This is a genomic window from Nocardia sp. NPDC051750 (assembly GCF_044453135.1).
In the GTDB taxonomy this organism is placed as follows: domain Bacteria; phylum Actinomycetota; class Actinomycetes; order Mycobacteriales; family Mycobacteriaceae; genus Nocardia.
Genome location: NZ_JBITCK010000006.1, coordinates 450657 through 466279, shown reverse-complemented (window position 1 = coordinate 466279; position 15623 = coordinate 450657). Strand labels below are relative to the sequence as shown.

The window sequence follows — 15623 nt, the reverse complement described above, 5'->3', positions numbered from 1 at the left end:
TCAAGGCCGCCCGGTGTGCGCCGGACGACAGCCGACGGGACGGTGCGGATTCAGCGCAGCTGGACGACAGCCGTGGCGCGGCCGAATATTCTGCGTCCCTGGTGCCGGGCGGTGAGGGCGATCGTCGCGGTCCGGCTGACCGGGTCCGCGGCCTTCACTCTGCCGGTGAACTCGATGTCGGCGCCCTCCCGGGTCACGTACACCGGACTGGTGAGCCGGACCGCGTATTCCCGGACGGCACCCGGATCGCCGAGCCAGGAGGTGACGAAACCCGCGCCCGTGCCGATCGACAACATCCCGTGTGCGACGGGAGCCTCGAGGTCGACGGTGCCGGCGACCTCGGCGCTCCAGTGGATCGGGTTCGGATCGCCGGACACACCGGCGTAGTTCACCAGATCGCCGATCGTGAGGTGCACCGAACGGGGCGGTAGCTCGTCACCGGCTCGGACGGTGCCGAACGCGCGAACGTGTCGACTCACCGGCAGCTCCGTGCCGGGTACCGGGGGTAGCTCACCGGCGGTGCCGGCGACCGAGCTGCTGCGTGGCAGCGAGCTGGTCCGGTCGCTGCCCGGCCGGAATCCGTGCATGAGGACACCGGCGCCGAGATCACCGAGCTCGGGCCCGCCGCCGGGGCGGCCCACCACGCCGGTGCGCGAGACGAGGACCAGCGCGCCGTGCTGATCGGTGACCACGGTCTCGAAGTCCATGAGGTCGCCACCGAACGCCCGCCGCACCGATGCGAGCTGGATTTCGAAGGACAGCGCATCGCCGGGGCGGATCGGCTTGTGGTAGCGGATGACCTGGTCCGTCTGCATGATCCGGCTCAGGTCGTATCCGGTCATCACGGAATCGAACATTTCGGCTTGTGCCAGGTAGCCCGGCACCGAAAAGAACGTCAACGGGGCGATGAGCCCGTCGTATCCGTGATCGATACCGGCGTCCTCGGACCAGTGGACCGGGTGATAATCCTGGACCGCGCGGGCGAATTCGCGGATCTTCTCCCGGCCGACCAGGTAGTGGTCGCGGGCGCGGTAGCGCAAACCCGCCGGGAGTTCGTCGTCCAGCACCGCGGTGGCGAAAGTGCCACCCGTGGAGGCGATTACCTCGTCAGACCCCATGGCCGGAAACCTTACCGCTAGTTTTTCGACAGTGCTGAGCACGTGCCCTGCAGGCAGTGCCGCCGCCTGGGGATTCGCCGGAGGCCGTCATCCGATATTCGCCGAGAGGTCCGGCAGCATCCGCAGCGCCTGATCGGCCCAGTTGTTCCAGGCGTGGATCCCGTGGCCGGGGAAGTCGTAGTGCACATTGCCCGCGCCCAGGGTCGCCATCCGGACCTGGAACGCCCGGGTGTTCACCAGCGCCAGCGCCTCCAGGGCCATCCCGTTGACGGTGCCCACCGTCGGTCCGTCGGTCGCGGTGGGCAGGCCGCTGGCCGCCGAGACCCAGAGCCGGGTGTTGTTCGCGATCAGGCGCGGAGCGGCGACGAACGGGTCGATCCGCAACCATTTCGGATCCCACGGAGCGGCCATCGAATCCACGTTGTAGCCACCGGCGTCGATCATGGCGACCCGGATCGCCTCCCGCATTCCGGGCGCCGAGATGTTCAGGTAGCCCGAGTAGGAACCGGCGAAACTGAACCGGTCCGGATACTGCGCGGCCAGGGTGAGCGCGGCACTGCCGCCCATGGACAGGCCGAAGACGCCGTTGCGCTGCGTCGCGAAACCCAGCTGGTCGCGCAGCGCGGCGGGGAGTTCCCGGGCCAGGAAGGTCTCCCATTTGTAGGTATAGGACTTGCCGGGGCCCGCGGACATGACCTGCAGCCCGCCGGACCCGGAGGCCGAGCCCGAGGACGACCCGTTCGCCGATCCGGAACCCGGCGGAATTCCGGCGAAGGTGCTGGGTGCGTTCCAGTCGGTGTAGAAACTGGACTGCCCGCCGACCGGCATCACGACGTTGATGTTCCACTTGGTGAATTCCCGGGCGATATCGGTATCGATCTCCCAGCCGCTGAGGTCTTCGCGGGCGCGCATACCGTCGAGCGCGTACACCACCCGCGATGTGTTGCCATCGGCGGCGCGGAACACGCGGGATTTGATCGCGCCCATGCTGGACTGGACCCAGATGTCCAGCCCCGCGGGGTCGAAGGCGGCCCGTGCGGTCGAGGCGCCGCCGCTGATCAGGGAGACGGCCTGGATCATCACGGCGAGCGTGGCGGTGGCGAGCCAGAATCTGCGGCGGCTGCGGGCGGCGAACGTCGCCGGTGACAATCGCATGAGTGAACAGGGCCTTTCGTCCGGTGCGAACAGGCCGGGCACGTGGTCGGCTGGTGCCGTCCGCGTGTTTTCCGACCGGTGCCGAACATCGCGTGGCCCTGCCACGGCATCGGCATACCGTTCTCTGTGTCGCTGCCGGAGGGTTCCCTGTTACCGTTTTGTGATCTATCACCCGTCCGGGCGAGCTCGCCTATGACCGATGCTCATCCGCGATCGGTGTACGCGGTGGCCGCTACCCGGAACGCGGGCTCAGTTGTGAGCCTTCTTGTACGCCTCGGTCACCTCGGCGGAAATCCGGCCCCGGTTCGATACATCCATACCGTTCTGCCGGGCCCAATCCCGGATGGCCTGGGTCTGGCGGCTGTCGGTGGTGGCCCGATCGAGCCGCTTGCCCTTGGTCGCCCGGCCGCCGACCTTGCGCGCATGCGCCGCCCAGCCCTCGACGATGTCGCGCAGTTTCCCGGCATTGCGTGCCGAGAGATCTATCTCGTAGGTGACACCGTCCAGAGCCAGGGTGACGGTCTCCTCCGCCGGGGATTTTCCGTCGTAGTCGTCGACCAGCTCAACGATGACCTTGCGCGCCATACAGTCCTCCGAAAGGTGGGCAGATAATCCGCGTTATCGTAGCGATCTCCCAGCGGCGCACCGGAACCGGTGGTATCAAGCGGTCGATCGTGCGGCGCTGTCACCGTGGGCGTGCCGGGATCTGCCCGGTCCGGGTAGTGGCCGGCCGAACCTTCCGGTAGCGGACCGATACGGCCCTCGCCGAGGGAACCGATACGCCGCGGTCAGGGCTGGGTCAAGCGCCGGATCTCCTCGACCACGACTCCGGGTTCGGTGATCGGGACATAATGGCCGGAGTCGTGGGCCACGACGTGACGGCCGCCGGGAACGGCCGCACGCCGGGCGTGTGAGGCATTGGCGACGGCGCGGACCCGGGCGTTCATCCCGTCGCCCGGGCGGCCGCCGGAGATGACGGTCAGCGGGATATCGCCGAGATCCGGTGGTGTCTCGCGCCAGGTGGCGAGCTCGTCGAGGAAGGTCCGGGCCTGGACGGCCTGAGTCCGGACGACCTCCGTGGTGAACGCCTCACGTTCCATATCCGCACGGACGTCGGCCGGGACCGCGTCGAGCATCCGGCCGAAGAACCTGCGGAGCAGACCCAGCCGTGCGAGGACACCGTTCACCGCGATCACCACGCGTTCCGCGCGCCGGAAAGTGGACCCGAACAGTACGTCGGCGGCCTCGTCGGTGGGGTCGACGAGGACGAGTCCGGCGATCCGGTCCGGCCGGCGGGATGCGGCCAGCCGGATGATGACTCCGCCGGCGCTGTGCCCGGCCAGGACGAACGGACCGGATCCGAAATGGTCGAGGACGTCCACGAGATCGCCGGCCATCCGGTCCAGGCCGCGGCCCGCAGGGTCGGCCGGACTGCGACCCAGGCCGGCGCGGTCGTAGACCACGGCGCGGGCGAAGCGGCCGACCTCCGGTTGCACCAGACCCCAGGACGAGCGGGTGGCCGCGGCGCCCGCCTCGAACACGACGACGGGCCCCTCGGCCGGCCGGGGACCGGGTAGGACCATGGCGTGCAACCGGCGGCCGTCGCGAGTGGTCACCCACTCCGAGACCCCCTGGATGTGCTGATCCGGTCCGGACACGGACTCCGTCTCGACCATCTGCCATCCCCTCACGCTGCGGTGCCCCGGCCGCCTCGGAGCGGCTCACCCGGGCGCCGGAAATATCACGCCGATAGCGGCGACGGTAGCACCCGTGATTGCTCGCCGGCAGAGTCCGCGGGGGCCGCGGCCCGTGGGGCGAGCCACCGAGAACCGCTCGGGCCGAACCCGATCGAGTGCTCCCGCCGGTACCCGTCGAACCGCGCCCCGGTGCCGACGATGAGCTCAGCGCCGTACGTTCCATCCGCTCGTGGCCGACCGGTCACGTCGTTTCGGTGACGACAGCGGAGTCGCGCAGGTAGACGTATCCGGCGGCGTCACCCGACCCGCGTCGTGTGGAACTCGTGGAATGCGTTCAGGGTGTCCAGCGGCGCTTCGAGTTGCGGGTAGTGACCCACGGCGGGCAGTTCGACCACATCGGGTTCGGCGACCAGCTGCTGATAGCGGCGCACCATCCGGGCCCCCGACACCGGGTCGCGCAATCCGTCGATGACCCGGACCGGCACCTGGGGCCGGACCAGGGCACCCACCCAGCGTTCCCGATGGGTCCGTCGCTCCGCCATATAGCCCATCAGCTTGTGACCGTTGCGTTTTCCGTGCTTACTGCACCACAGCAGCCAGAACCGGTGCATCTCGTCGGCGTCCGGCTTGCTCTCGGGGCCGAAGACGGCGGCCAGGCTGTGGGCGAAGGTCCCCTCGCTGCCGAACCGGCCGACCAGTGGGCCGAGCGGACCGGCGAGCAGGCGTTGAATGGGCCGCGGCCGGTGCGCTTCCGGGAAGAGCCCGCCGTTGAGCAGGCAGACCGATTCGATGACCAGCGACCGGTCGCCCGCCGCATGGCGCTCGGCGTCGCGGGCCAGCAGTTCCTGAGCCACGGTGTCGCCGTAGTCGTGCGCCAGGACGTGGAATCGTTCGATGCCCTGTTCGCGCAGCAACTGTTCGCAGAGATCGGCCTGATCCATGATCGTGTACTCGTAATGCTGCGGTTTGGCCGACCAGCCGAAGCCGATCAGATCCGGTGCCAGCACCCGCGCGAACCGGTCGCACAGATCCGGCCAGATCAGATGCCAATCCCAGGACGCGGTCGGGAAGCCGTGCAGGCATAGTAGGGCCCCCGAGGAACCGGTTCCGCCGGGCCGCCAGAAGATCTGGTGTCCGCGATGGGTGAAACGCTGTCCGTTCGACCGCCAGCTCGCAAACTCGTCCATGGCCCCAGCATGCCCCTCCGGGGCTCGCGGGTCGAGGAGGTCACGGGCGCGTCGGCGGGCGCGTCGCGGCGGACGTTTCCGGGCCCGGTGGCGGGGTAGGGTCGGGCCGGAACCATCGAGGTCCAGCAGTCCTACCAACCGACCAGGAGGCCCGCCGTGCGGATCGGCATTCTGCTCAGTGAACCATCCGGAAGCGATGCCCTGCGCACGCTCACCGGCGAACTGCGGCGCACCGCCGACGAGGGGTTCCATTCGGCCTGGCTGTCGCAGATCTTCGGCTTCGACGCGCTCACGGCGCTCGCCGTGGCGGGCAGTCAGGTGCCGGATATCGAACTGGGAACGGCCGTGGTGCCCAGTTATCCGCGGCATCCGGGGGCGCTGGCCCAGCAGGCGCGTACCACCGCGCTCGCGGTGGGTCCGGACCGCCTGACGCTCGGCGTCGGGCTGTCTCATCGCGTCGTCATCGAGAACATGTATGGGTACGGGTTCGAACGGCCCGCCCGCCATATGCGTGAGTACCTCTCGATCCTCGAACCGCTGTTGCAGCGGCAGCCGGTGTCGTACACGGGCGAAACCCTTGTCGGGAATCTGGAACTCGGGATTCCCGACAAGGGCCGGATTCCGGTACTGCTGGCGGCCATGGGCACTCAGATGTTGCGCCTGGCCGGGCGTCGCACCGAGGGGACCGTGCTCTGGATGACCGGCCCGGCCACGATCCGCGACCATATCGCGCCGACCATCGCCGCGGCGGCCGCGGAGGCGGGCCGGCCGGCGGCGCGGATCGTCTGCGCGCTGCCCGTACTGGTCACCGACGATGTCGAGGCCGCGCGGGAACGGGCGGGACGCACCTTCGCGATGTACGGCACCCTGCCGTCGTACCGGGCGATGATGGACCGCGAGGGGGCGGCCGGACCGGCGGATCTCGCGATCATCGGATCGGCGGACGAGGTCGCCACCCGGGTCCGGGAGGTGTTCGCCGCCGGTGCCACCGATTTCGTGGCCTCGATCTTCGCCGGCGGCGCGGACGCGCAGCGGACCCGCGAGGTATTGGCCGGACTGATCCGCTGACCGGCGTCCGGCCGGAGTGCGGCCGGGCACCGACGGTCCGGATCAGCCCGGCCGGGTTATCATGACGGGGCAGGCGGCCCGCTGGATCAGCGATTGACTGGTCGAGCCGAGCAGCAGCCCGCGGAATCCACCGCGGCCCCGGCTGCCCACCACGATCAGTTGAGCGCGTTCGGACCACTCCCGCAGATGCTGCGCGGGAGTGGAGGGGTAGACCTCGCGCCGCACCGTGACCTCGGGGTAGCGCTGCTGCCACCCGGCCAGCCGCTCGGCGAGCACCGCCTGTTCGGCGGTCTGCAGATCCTCGGCCGGTATCTCGATATAGCCGGTGCTGGCGAATTCAGTGAAGGTCAGATCACTCCAGGTGTGCACCGCGACCAGTTCGGTTTCGCGTTCGGCGGCCTCGGCGAAGGCGGCGGCCACGGCGGTATCGCTGACCGGGCTGCCGTCGACCCCGACAACCACCGGGCCGCTCGTGATGTCCTCGCCGTCCTCCCGGACCGCGACGATGGTGCCGTGCCCGTGTGCCGCCACCGCCAGGATCGTCGAGCCGAGGTGCGCGACCGCGCCGCCCCGGCGCGACCCGAGTACCACCATATGCGCGGAACCGGATAGTTCGATCAGCATCTTGGCGGGGCTGTGCTCGGAGATCAGGGTGTCGGGCGCCAGCTCCGGCGCGGCTTCGCGGGCGACCTGTGTTCCGGTCAGCAGGGCCTGTTCGCCGTGCGTGCGCAGAGTTCGGACGGCCTCGTCGACCATCGGCTGATAGGCGACCAGCCACGTTTTGGCCGGCGTCGAATTCATCCCGTAGGCGAGCACGAGCCGGCGTCCGCGCCGGGCGGCCGCCGCGGCCCCCCAGCGGATGGCCGAATGAGCGGCCGGGGTACCGTCCACGCCCACCACGACGGCGGCGGAAACGAGCCGATGCGGATCCTCCGGGTTATCGGTCATGGCCCGAGTATCCACCCGGCAAACCGTGCCGGTCATATCCCTCGGGCGTGTCTCCACAATTGCCTGTCGCGGAATTGTTGCTCGCCGTCATACAGTGTGCGACCTGGTATTTTCGTTCGCGGCGCGCCGTAGCCGGGGCTTGTCGAATGCTCCGGATTATGCAGATCATGATCACGTGCTGATATCGGATGGGGTGATCGGGCTACGACCGATCGAGGTCGCGGACGCCGCCGCGCACCTGGCCGCCCAGGATCGGGAATCGGTGCGCCGGACGGCCGGTCCGGGCACGCCGAATATGGTGGCCGAATTCGAACGTTGCGCCGACGAGTGGGTATACGACGGACCGCGCAAAACATTCGCCGTGGTGGACGTTCCGGCCCGGGCTCTGGCGGGAACGCTGGATCTGACCCTGGAACCGGAATTCCTGGCGAAACGGCAGGCCGATATCAGGTACGGAATCTATGCGCCTTGGCGCGGCCGCGGCGTGGACGGCCGGGCGGTCGTGCTGGCCTGCCGCTATCTGGCCCGGCACGATGCCGCGGACGAGGCCGTGCTGCGTCTCGACCCGGCCGACACCGCGTCGATCGCCTTGGCGCACCATCTCGGGTTCCACTATCACCGCAGCAGCTCCGGGCCCGAAGGACGGTTGGACTGGTTCATCCAGGCGGTGTGACGGCCCGTCACGCACCTTTGCGCGTCCTCTTCTGCGCTGTTTTGGACTGCGCTGTTTTGCTCTGTGTGGTCTTGCGAGGTTTCGAGGTCTTGCGGGTGCTCTTCTCGTCGGCGGTTTTCCCGCCGCCGCGGCTGCCACTGGCTTCCAGGCTGCGCTGCAGCGCGGCGACCAGGTCGACGACCTCGGCGTCGGATTCCTCGGCCGGCGCCTCGGCGCGCTCCGGTGCCTTCCCGTCGCCGTGGGCGATCGCCTCGTCGAGCAGACGCTGCAGTTCGACCTGATACTCGTCGGTGAACTGGCCGGGGTCGAAATCGTCGGACATCGATTCGACCAGGGTTTCGGCCATTTTTATTTCCTGGGGCCGGGGTGCTTTGGCCTCCTCGAGCGATTCGAACGAGACCGAGCGGACCTCGTCCGGCCACAGCAGGGTCTGCAGGACGAGCATTCCGTCCCGGACCCGCATCGCGGCCAGCCGGGTCTTCTGCCGCAGTGTGAAATGGACGAGGGCGGTCCGGTCGATCCGGTCGAGCGTGGCGGCCAGCAGGACATAGGCCTTGGGAGTGGTCGAATCGGGTTCGAGATAGTACGTCTTGTCGTAGAAGATCGGGTCGATCTGCTCGGACGGAACGAATTGCAGGACCGGGATCTCGTGCTTTTCGGCCACCGGCAGTTTGGCGAAATCGTCATCGGTGAGGACGACTTTCTCGCCCTCCGCGGATTCGTATTGTTTATCGATATCGGCGAACTTGACGGATTGTCCGCAGACGGTGCAGACGCGGTCGTATTTGATCCGGCCGCCGTCCTTGGCGTGGACCTGGTGGAACTTGATGTCGTGATCCTCGGTGGCGGTGTAGACCTTCACGGGAACATTCACCAGCCCGAACGCGATCGAGCCTTTCCAGATTGACCGCATCACTCCATGATGACCGAACCGGCCCCCGGGTGCGAGAGTGCCGGAAAATGCAGTGTCGCGGCGGCGAGCCGCGCCCGGGTATTTCCGGGCAGGGCCGCGAAGAGCCGGGTCATGGCGGTGACCGTGCCGGTGAGATCGGCGTGACCGGATACGTAGGCGCGTTGCAGCTCGATATCGAGGTCGAAGAACGTATCGAAGAACCCGGGAAGTTCGGCCGGGGGCAGCGCGAGCAGGGCCCGCAGCCCGGCCTGTCGCAGGCGGTACACGGTGCGTGCGGCGAGCTGGGGTCCGGGCCGGCCGGCCGCGATACCGTCGGCGGCCGCCAACGCCGCGGCCACGCTGTAGCCGGTGGCCGGATGCATAGAGCCACCGGCCGCGCCGAAGCGCCGGGCACCGGGCGCGCCGCCGGTAACCGGGAAGCGGACGCGTTCGACCTGCTCGTCCCCGCGCACCGGAACACCCCGCGCGCGCAGCCGGTGCTGTAGGCGCCGGGCGAGTTCGCGGAGTGCGATCGGGGGAGTACCCACCAGGCAGGTCTCCTCGAACAGCACGCGGCCGTCGCCGAGCGGAATCGAGTAGAGGAACGAGCGGGCAGCACCGGGATCGGCGCCGTTATCGGGCCGCCAATCCATGAACAGAGCCGGTACGTCCCGGTCGGCGTGCTCGGCAACGAGCCCGTAGGCGGTCTGTTCGGCGGCACCGGGCCGGCGGCGTATCCCGCGGGCGTCGATCACCCGCTCGGCGTGCAGGGTAGGGCCGGAGTCCAGCGTCACGGTGTGCCGGCCGAGGGCAGTCGCACGGCCGGCGATCACCGTGGCGCCGGTGAGGTCGAGGCTGTACTGGAGCCGGCCGGTGTCCATGACCGTGTACGACCGGGGTATCGCGTGCGGGCGGTGGCCGTACGCGCGCGGTTCGGTGACCGTGGCCGCGACGGCGGCCTCATCCAGCCAGGGCGGAAGCTCGTCGGTCCAGGCGGCGTACGTGGCCTGCCAGCGCCGGTGCGGATGCGGATCGACCGCGAGGACCGACATCCCGCGAACCAGGCAGCGATGGGCGAGCGCACGCCCGGCCGGCCCCAGCCCGCAGATCACGATATCGGCGCTCATCGAGCGATCGAAACACGAGCCGCGTCTGCTGTACGTGGTGGGGGTGCGTCCGGTGAGCCGGGCGTCTCGTGCTCCAGCCCGGAACAGGCGCTCTCGCAGCTGGCCCGGCTGGGCTTGCTTGCAGCGGATCTTCCGTTCCGCCGGGCGCCCGGGCCGATCCACCGTTACGACGGCGATACCGCGTTCCTGGACGCCGCCCGGGAGGCACTGGCCACCGGTGCGACACCTCGGACGGACGGTGTCCTGCTCGTCACCGTGGTGGTGGCGGTTGTCCTGGGCCCCGGAGGTGTCCGGCGGGCGGCCCGCCCGCCGGACACCCGGTGATCACTGTGGTGGCGCGCCGTACGGGGCGGCGGCGAAGCCGTCGGCGGCGCCGATCGCTCCACCGACGGCCGCACCCACTGCCATCGCGGGCGCGGCGATCACCGCATACCCGATGGCCGCACCCAATACGGGGCCGATGACGAGGCCGATCGGCAGGAACGGAACACCCGAGATGAGTCCCGCCACCGCACCCACCATCGCCGAGGTGGCCGCGATCGGGGACATCAGCGTATTGCCGACCGAGGCGCCGATGGCCGCCGACCCGACGGTCTGTGCGGCGATCCGATCCGACCGGCTGCGTTCCACGCCCACCGAATCGAGGAAGGTCGCCACCTGCGCCTCGGCCTGAGCGGCGCCGGTGTTGATCTCGCGGACATCGAACGGCGCATCCATGATGATGTTCCCGACGCGCAGTTTGCCCGGCGGCGCCTCGATCGGCGCGACGGGCGCCACCGGCACGGGTGCGTGCAGGTCGCCCTGCGGTGCCAGATAGGAATACTGGGGCACCGGCCGCGTTGCCGGCGTCGGCGCGGGGGCCGGGACCGGGTCGGCGATCCCGGCGGGGGCCGGGACCGCCGACCCGGCGAGGAGGGGCGCCGGAACCGCGGGTGCGGGCCGGTTGAACGGCGCGGTGGCCATCCCGAACGTATCGGTGGCCGACCGGACGGCCACCGTCGTCGCGTCGTGCACGGCGGCGGTGAGGTCGCGGATCGGGTCGGGCGTGGCGGGGGCCGGATGGATCAGATGTGCGGGTACCGCGGGGAACGGGGATGACGCGGGTGGCTCGGGCAGTGCTTCGGCGTTGGCCGTACCGGCGCCGATCAGTGTCGCGATGAGCGGGATCGCGCCCGCCGCGACCACCGATCCGGCAGCCCGCCGTGACGGACCGGTAGCTCTGTGCTTACCCATGGTCGCCTTTCTCCGGAAATATTGTCGGTTTGCCCGACATTCGGACCGGAACGACCGGCGGATGGGATCGGCCTGTTCAGTGGGCTGGGCGAGTGTGTCCGGGCCGGTCGCCGAACGGTAGCCGGCGCGCCGGTCGCAGCGGCATTTCGTGGTTTCTCCGGGTCGGCGGCGGCTGTGGATGTCCGACCGCGTCGGATCGGGCAGCTCTCGGCATCACTGTGGAGCCGGCGCCCCGAGGAGCGGGGTGGTGAAGCCATCGGTCACCCCATACGCGGCGCCGAGCGCCGCGCCGGCGACCATGGCGGGGACGGCGACCACCCCGTACCCGACCGCGGCACCCAATACCGGTCCGACGACGAGCCCGGTCGGCAGGAACGGAATGCCCATCACGAAGCCCGCGGCCGCGCCCAGCATTCCGAACGGGATGGCCACCGGGGCTGCTACGGCATTGCCGATGGCCGCGCCGACGACGGCATTACCCACGGCCTGAGCGGCGAGCCGATCCGACCGGCCGGGTTCCACGCCCATCGAATCGAGGTAGGTCGCTACCTGGCCCTCCGCCTGCGCCGCGCCCTGATTGACCGGGCCGGCGTCGAAAGGCACGGACACGACGATATTCCCGATCCGCAGTGTGCCCGGCGGCGTATCGACGGGCCCCGCGGGAGCACCCGGCCGAGTCGCGGGCAGGGTGCCCTGGGGCGTGAGGAACGGATGTTCCGGCAACGGGCGGGCGCCCGGGGCGGCGGGCATCGGATCGGCGAGGCCGGCCGGCGGTGCGATCGCGGGGGCCGGCACGGGGCCGGTCAGTGGCGCGGTGGCCGCGGCGATCGTAGCGGTCACCGATCGGACGGTGCCCTGCACCGCGGCGGTGGCTGCTGCCAACGGATCCGGGGCTACCGGCAGTGCCTGTGGGAACGCGGCCGGGTGCGGGGCGCCGGGCGTCGCGAGTGGGTCCGCGGCGGGAGTCGAGGAGGCGTCCCGCGCCGCGGCCGTCGCCGCAACCGCAGGGTCTGCGCCGGGAAGCAGGCCCTGCGGCAGCAGACCTGCCGGGGACGCCGGAATCGGTGGTGCGGCGAGTATTTCGGCGTTGGCCGTACCGGCGCCGATCAGTGTCGCGATGAGCGGGACCGCACCCGCTGCGACAACCGATCCGGCGGCGCGCCGGGTGACACCGGGAGCTCTGTGCTTACCCATGGTCGCCTTTCTCCGGAATGTATCGATTGCTCGATATTAGCTCCGGAGGGACTCATGGTCTGGGATGTCGGCTCGATCAGCCCACTTTGCGATTGCTATCGGGTTTCTCGCCAGCCGGTGCGGTGATCCCGTCGCCGGTGGGATCGGCCACCGACGTACCCGCCGACGGCCCGGGCGGGCGGCGGCCGGCCGCCCCGCGCACGATCTCCTCGCCCTCTTCGCTGTCGCCGTATACCGCCTCCAGCGCGAGCCGGGCGAAGATCCACTGTTCGGTCGCCGCCATCTGGCCGCGGCTGCGCCCGAGGAAGGTCACGAACCACTGGATGATCGTGATGATGCGGCTCCGATAGCCGACGAGGTAGTACAGGTGCAGCGCCAGCCAGGCCAGCCAGGCGAGGAATCCGCCGAACTCGAGTTTGCCCACCTGGCAGACCGCGCTGAACCGCGAAACCGTCGCCATACTGCCCTTGTTGAAGTATTTGAAGGGAGTCCGGTCCGCCGCGGTCTGGCTGCCCCCGACCTCCGCTTTGATCTGCTTCGCGGCATAGGTGGCGCCCTGGATCGCACCCTGCGCCTGGCCGGGAACGCCGGGTACCGACATCAGGTCGCCGACGACGAAAACATTCGGATGGCCCTTGATGGTGAGGTCCGGCTCCACCACGACTCGCCCGGCGCGATCCACCTCCGTCCCGGCGGAGGCATCGGCCAGCATCTTGCCCAGGGGGCTGGCCTGCACACCCGCCGACCAGACCTTGCACGCCGATTCGATCCGCCGGGTGGTACCGTCCTGGTCCTTCACCGTCACGCCGTGCGCGTCGACATCGGTGACCAGCGCGTTCAACTGGATCTCCACACCCATGGATTCGAGCCGGCGCTGTGCTTTGCCGCCCAGCTTCGGGCCCATCGGCCCGAGGACCGCGCCCGCGCCCTCCACCAGGATCACCCGGGCATCGCGGGGGTCGATATTGGTGAAGGTGCCCTCGAGGGTGCGGTCGGACAGTTCGGCGATCTGCCCGGCCAGTTCGACACCGGTGGGTCCGGCGCCCACCACCACGAAGGTGAGCAGCCGGTCGCGCTCCTCCTGGGTGCGCGCGACTTCGGCCTGCTCGAAGGACCCGAGAATCCGGCCGCGCAGTTCGAGGGCGTCGTCGATGGTTTTCATGCCCGGGGCGAAGGTGGCGAAGTGGTCGTTGCCGAAATAGGACTGCTGCGCGCCGGTCGCCACGATCAGGCTGTCGTACCGGGTCACGGTGGATTCACCGAGGAGTACCGAGGTGACCGTGCGCTGGGTCAGGTCGATATCGGTGACCTCGCCCAGCACCACGTGTGCGTTCTTCTGCTTGCGGAGCACCAGCCGGGTCGCGGGTGCGATTTCGCCGACCGAGAGGATCCCGGTGGCCACCTGGTAGAGGAGTGGCTGGAAGAGGTGGGTGGTGCTCTTGGAGATGAGGGTGACGTCGACGTCGGCCCGTTTGAGGTGTTTGGTGCCGAACAGACCGCCGAATCCGGAGCCGATCACCACGACGCGGTGCCGGCCGTTCTCAACAGGTTGCGTGCTCATATCGCTCCTCGCCAGCGGTGGTCCGGGGCTGCCCGGTGATCATTGTCCGACATCGCACACGGTAGTAGGAGTACCCGTCGAGGACACAGTTCGATGCCCGTTGTTCACGCGGTGGTGTGGTAACTCACCACGATAGCGATCGCGGGGTGGTCTCGGGGGACGCCGCCGGGTACCGATTCGGTTGAAACGACCGGGCCGGTGCAACAAAGACAATACGATGGGTGCTATCTCTCAGGAGGTTCCACCATGGTCACCGTCGACCGTGTCGCCACGCAACGAGCGCGTGCGCGCACCGATACCGAGAACTCGGCGCTCATCGAAATACCGAAGCGCAATGTTCTCGACCGTTTGCTGCTGAAGGTCCCCGAGCGACCCAGAACGCTGGCCACTCCGCCGAGTGGGAGCGATGCCGTCGCGGTGCACGGGGACGCGGGTCTGCCCTACCTGGGCCGCACCTTCCACTACATGAGCTGGGGTCCGGCCGAAATGCTGGACAGGTACCGGCGTTTCGGCCCGGTCACCATCAACAGCTCGATGGGTATGGACCGGGTTTTCGCGGCCGGGCCGGAGGCCCTCGACGAGGTGGTCGGCCGGCGCCGCCGGGATTTCGGGCAGGGCTGGGATTACTTCATCGGGCCGTTCTTCCGGCGCGGTCTGCTCCTGCTCGAATTCGACGAGCACATGTTCCACCGGCGCATCATGCAGCAGGCGTTCACCCGGGAACGCCTGGAGGCGCATCTGGCGGAGCTGACACCGGTCGTCCGTTCGACGATCGGCCGCTGGGTACCGGACGAGCCCGGCGCGGCCCGGACCGTGCCACTGTTCCCCGCGATCAAGGAAATGGCGCTGGATATCGCCGGCGAGACCTTCATGGCGGCCGAGGTGGGGGAGGAACGCAAACAACTCACCGACGCGTTCGTGGCGTGCACCCACGCCGGGCTCGCGCTGGTCCGGCACAACGTGCCGGGTGGGAAATGGCGCGCCGGGTTGCGCGGTCGCAAGGTCCTCGAGGACTACTTCCGCGCCATGGTGCCGGCGAAGCGCCGCAGCGACGCCCCCGACTTCTTCTCCGGCCTGTGCCACGCCCGCGCCGAGGACGGCTCGGTCTTCAGTGACGCCGATGTGGTCAACCATATGATCTTCCTGATCATGGCGGCGCACGACACCACCACGACCACCGCCACCGCGGTCGCCTATTACCTGGGCAAACACCCGGAGTGGCAGCAGAAGGTGCGCGACGAGGTCCGGGCGCTGGATCTGTCGAACGACGCGCCGGCCATCGCCGACCTGGATGCGCTGCGCAACCTCGACCTGGTGGTGAAGGAGAGCCTGCGGCTGATGCCGCCGGTTCCCGGGATGGTGCGCCGCGCGGTCCGCGATACCGAGATCCTCGGGCACTACATACCCGCCGGAACTCCGGTGGACCTGGGTTACCAGGTCAATCACCTGCTCGAGGAACTCTGGACCGATCCCGAGGTCTTCGATCCGCTGCGGTTCTCCGACGAACGCCGCGAGGACAAATCGCATCGGCTCGCCTGGATGCCCTTCGGCGCCGGTTCGCACAAGTGCATCGGTATGCACTTCGGCACCTTCGAGGTGAAAACGATCATCTCGGCGCTGGTCCGGGACTACGAGTGGAGTTTCCCGGAGAACTATCGGATGCCGTGGGGTTTCACCACGATTCCGTTCCCGCGCGATGACGCACCGATGCGGTTGCGGCGTCTCACCTGAGACATCCGGTCGTGCACAACGCCGGTCTCCCGTTCGTCA

At 69.2% G+C, this 15623-nt stretch carries 15 protein-coding genes; 4 read left to right on the top strand and 11 right to left on the bottom strand.

The features are described from left to right. Nucleotides 1–50 precede the first annotated feature (50 nt). The 5 genes from ACIA75_RS26945 to ACIA75_RS26925 all read right to left on the bottom strand — a co-directional run bounded on the left by ACIA75_RS26945 (nucleotide 51) and on the right by ACIA75_RS26925 (nucleotide 5157). The gene (locus tag ACIA75_RS26945) at nucleotides 51–1118 is read right to left on the bottom strand and encodes a fused (3R)-hydroxyacyl-ACP dehydratase subunits HadA/HadB (protein WP_397108727.1); all 1068 of its coding nucleotides are present in this window, start codon (nucleotides 1116–1118) and stop codon (nucleotides 51–53) included. 87 nt (nucleotides 1119–1205) lie between these two features. Next, on the bottom strand, nucleotides 1206–2273 hold the full coding sequence (locus ACIA75_RS26940; protein WP_397108725.1) for an alpha/beta hydrolase: 1068 nt from the start codon (nucleotides 2271–2273) through the stop codon (nucleotides 1206–1208). A gap of 249 nt (nucleotides 2274–2522) precedes the next feature. Further along, complete coding sequence (locus tag ACIA75_RS26935; RefSeq protein WP_397108722.1) at nucleotides 2523–2858, bottom strand: Lsr2 family protein; 336 nt, start codon at nucleotides 2856–2858, stop codon at nucleotides 2523–2525. Between the two features lie 203 nt (nucleotides 2859–3061). After that, on the bottom strand, nucleotides 3062–3949 hold the full coding sequence (locus ACIA75_RS26930; RefSeq protein ID WP_397108720.1) for an alpha/beta fold hydrolase: 888 nt from the start codon (nucleotides 3947–3949) through the stop codon (nucleotides 3062–3064). A 317-nt stretch (nucleotides 3950–4266) separates the two neighbouring features. Then, entirely contained in the window at nucleotides 4267–5157 is an 891-nt protein-coding gene (locus ACIA75_RS26925; protein ID WP_397108718.1) for an alpha/beta fold hydrolase, read from the bottom strand. Nucleotides 5158–5313: 156 nt separating this feature from the next. Here ACIA75_RS26925 and ACIA75_RS26920 point away from each other — a divergent pair, with 156 nt between their 5' ends. Next, complete coding sequence (locus tag ACIA75_RS26920; protein WP_397108716.1) at nucleotides 5314–6225, top strand: TIGR03564 family F420-dependent LLM class oxidoreductase; 912 nt, start codon at nucleotides 5314–5316, stop codon at nucleotides 6223–6225. Between the two features lie 42 nt (nucleotides 6226–6267). Here ACIA75_RS26920 and ACIA75_RS26915 read toward each other — a convergent pair whose 3' ends face one another. Further along, a complete protein-coding gene (locus ACIA75_RS26915) occupies nucleotides 6268–7173 on the bottom strand; it encodes a universal stress protein (protein WP_397108714.1) in 906 nt (301 codons plus the stop codon). 175 nt (nucleotides 7174–7348) lie between these two features. Between ACIA75_RS26915 and ACIA75_RS26910 the strand changes: the two genes are divergently transcribed. After that, nucleotides 7349–7846 (top strand): GNAT family N-acetyltransferase, encoded by a 498-nt coding sequence (locus ACIA75_RS26910; protein ID WP_397108712.1) that lies wholly within the window; start codon nucleotides 7349–7351, stop codon nucleotides 7844–7846. Nucleotides 7847–7853: 7 nt separating this feature from the next. On the opposite strand, the gene ACIA75_RS26905 is transcribed toward ACIA75_RS26910, so the two are convergent. Both ACIA75_RS26905 and ACIA75_RS26900 read right to left on the bottom strand, forming a co-directional pair. Beyond that, nucleotides 7854–8759 (bottom strand): Ku protein, encoded by a 906-nt coding sequence (locus ACIA75_RS26905; RefSeq protein ID WP_397108710.1) that lies wholly within the window; start codon nucleotides 8757–8759, stop codon nucleotides 7854–7856. Next, complete coding sequence (locus ACIA75_RS26900; protein ID WP_397108708.1) at nucleotides 8759–9865, bottom strand: lycopene cyclase family protein; 1107 nt, start codon at nucleotides 9863–9865, stop codon at nucleotides 8759–8761. The genes ACIA75_RS26905 and ACIA75_RS26900 overlap by 1 nt, the downstream gene beginning before the upstream one ends. A gap of 114 nt (nucleotides 9866–9979) precedes the next feature. Between ACIA75_RS26900 and ACIA75_RS26895 the strand changes: the two genes are divergently transcribed. Next, on the top strand, nucleotides 9980–10189 hold the full coding sequence (locus ACIA75_RS26895; RefSeq protein ID WP_397108706.1) for a hypothetical protein: 210 nt from the start codon (nucleotides 9980–9982) through the stop codon (nucleotides 10187–10189). On the opposite strand, the gene ACIA75_RS26890 is transcribed toward ACIA75_RS26895, so the two are convergent. The 3 genes from ACIA75_RS26890 to ACIA75_RS26880 form a co-directional block, all read right to left on the bottom strand. Then, nucleotides 10190–11098, bottom strand: a complete 909-nt coding sequence (locus ACIA75_RS26890; protein ID WP_397108704.1) for a hypothetical protein — start codon at nucleotides 11096–11098, stop codon at nucleotides 10190–10192. It lies immediately after the preceding gene. Nucleotides 11099–11311: 213 nt separating this feature from the next. Then, the gene (locus ACIA75_RS26885; protein ID WP_397108702.1) at nucleotides 11312–12292 is read right to left on the bottom strand and encodes a hypothetical protein; all 981 of its coding nucleotides are present in this window, start codon (nucleotides 12290–12292) and stop codon (nucleotides 11312–11314) included. A 76-nt stretch (nucleotides 12293–12368) separates the two neighbouring features. Next, complete coding sequence (locus tag ACIA75_RS26880; protein ID WP_397108700.1) at nucleotides 12369–13853, bottom strand: NAD(P)/FAD-dependent oxidoreductase; 1485 nt, start codon at nucleotides 13851–13853, stop codon at nucleotides 12369–12371. Nucleotides 13854–14099: 246 nt separating this feature from the next. Here ACIA75_RS26880 and ACIA75_RS26875 point away from each other — a divergent pair, with 246 nt between their 5' ends. Next, on the top strand, nucleotides 14100–15584 hold the full coding sequence (locus ACIA75_RS26875) for a cytochrome P450 (RefSeq protein ID WP_397108698.1): 1485 nt from the start codon (nucleotides 14100–14102) through the stop codon (nucleotides 15582–15584). Nucleotides 15585–15623 lie beyond the last annotated feature (39 nt).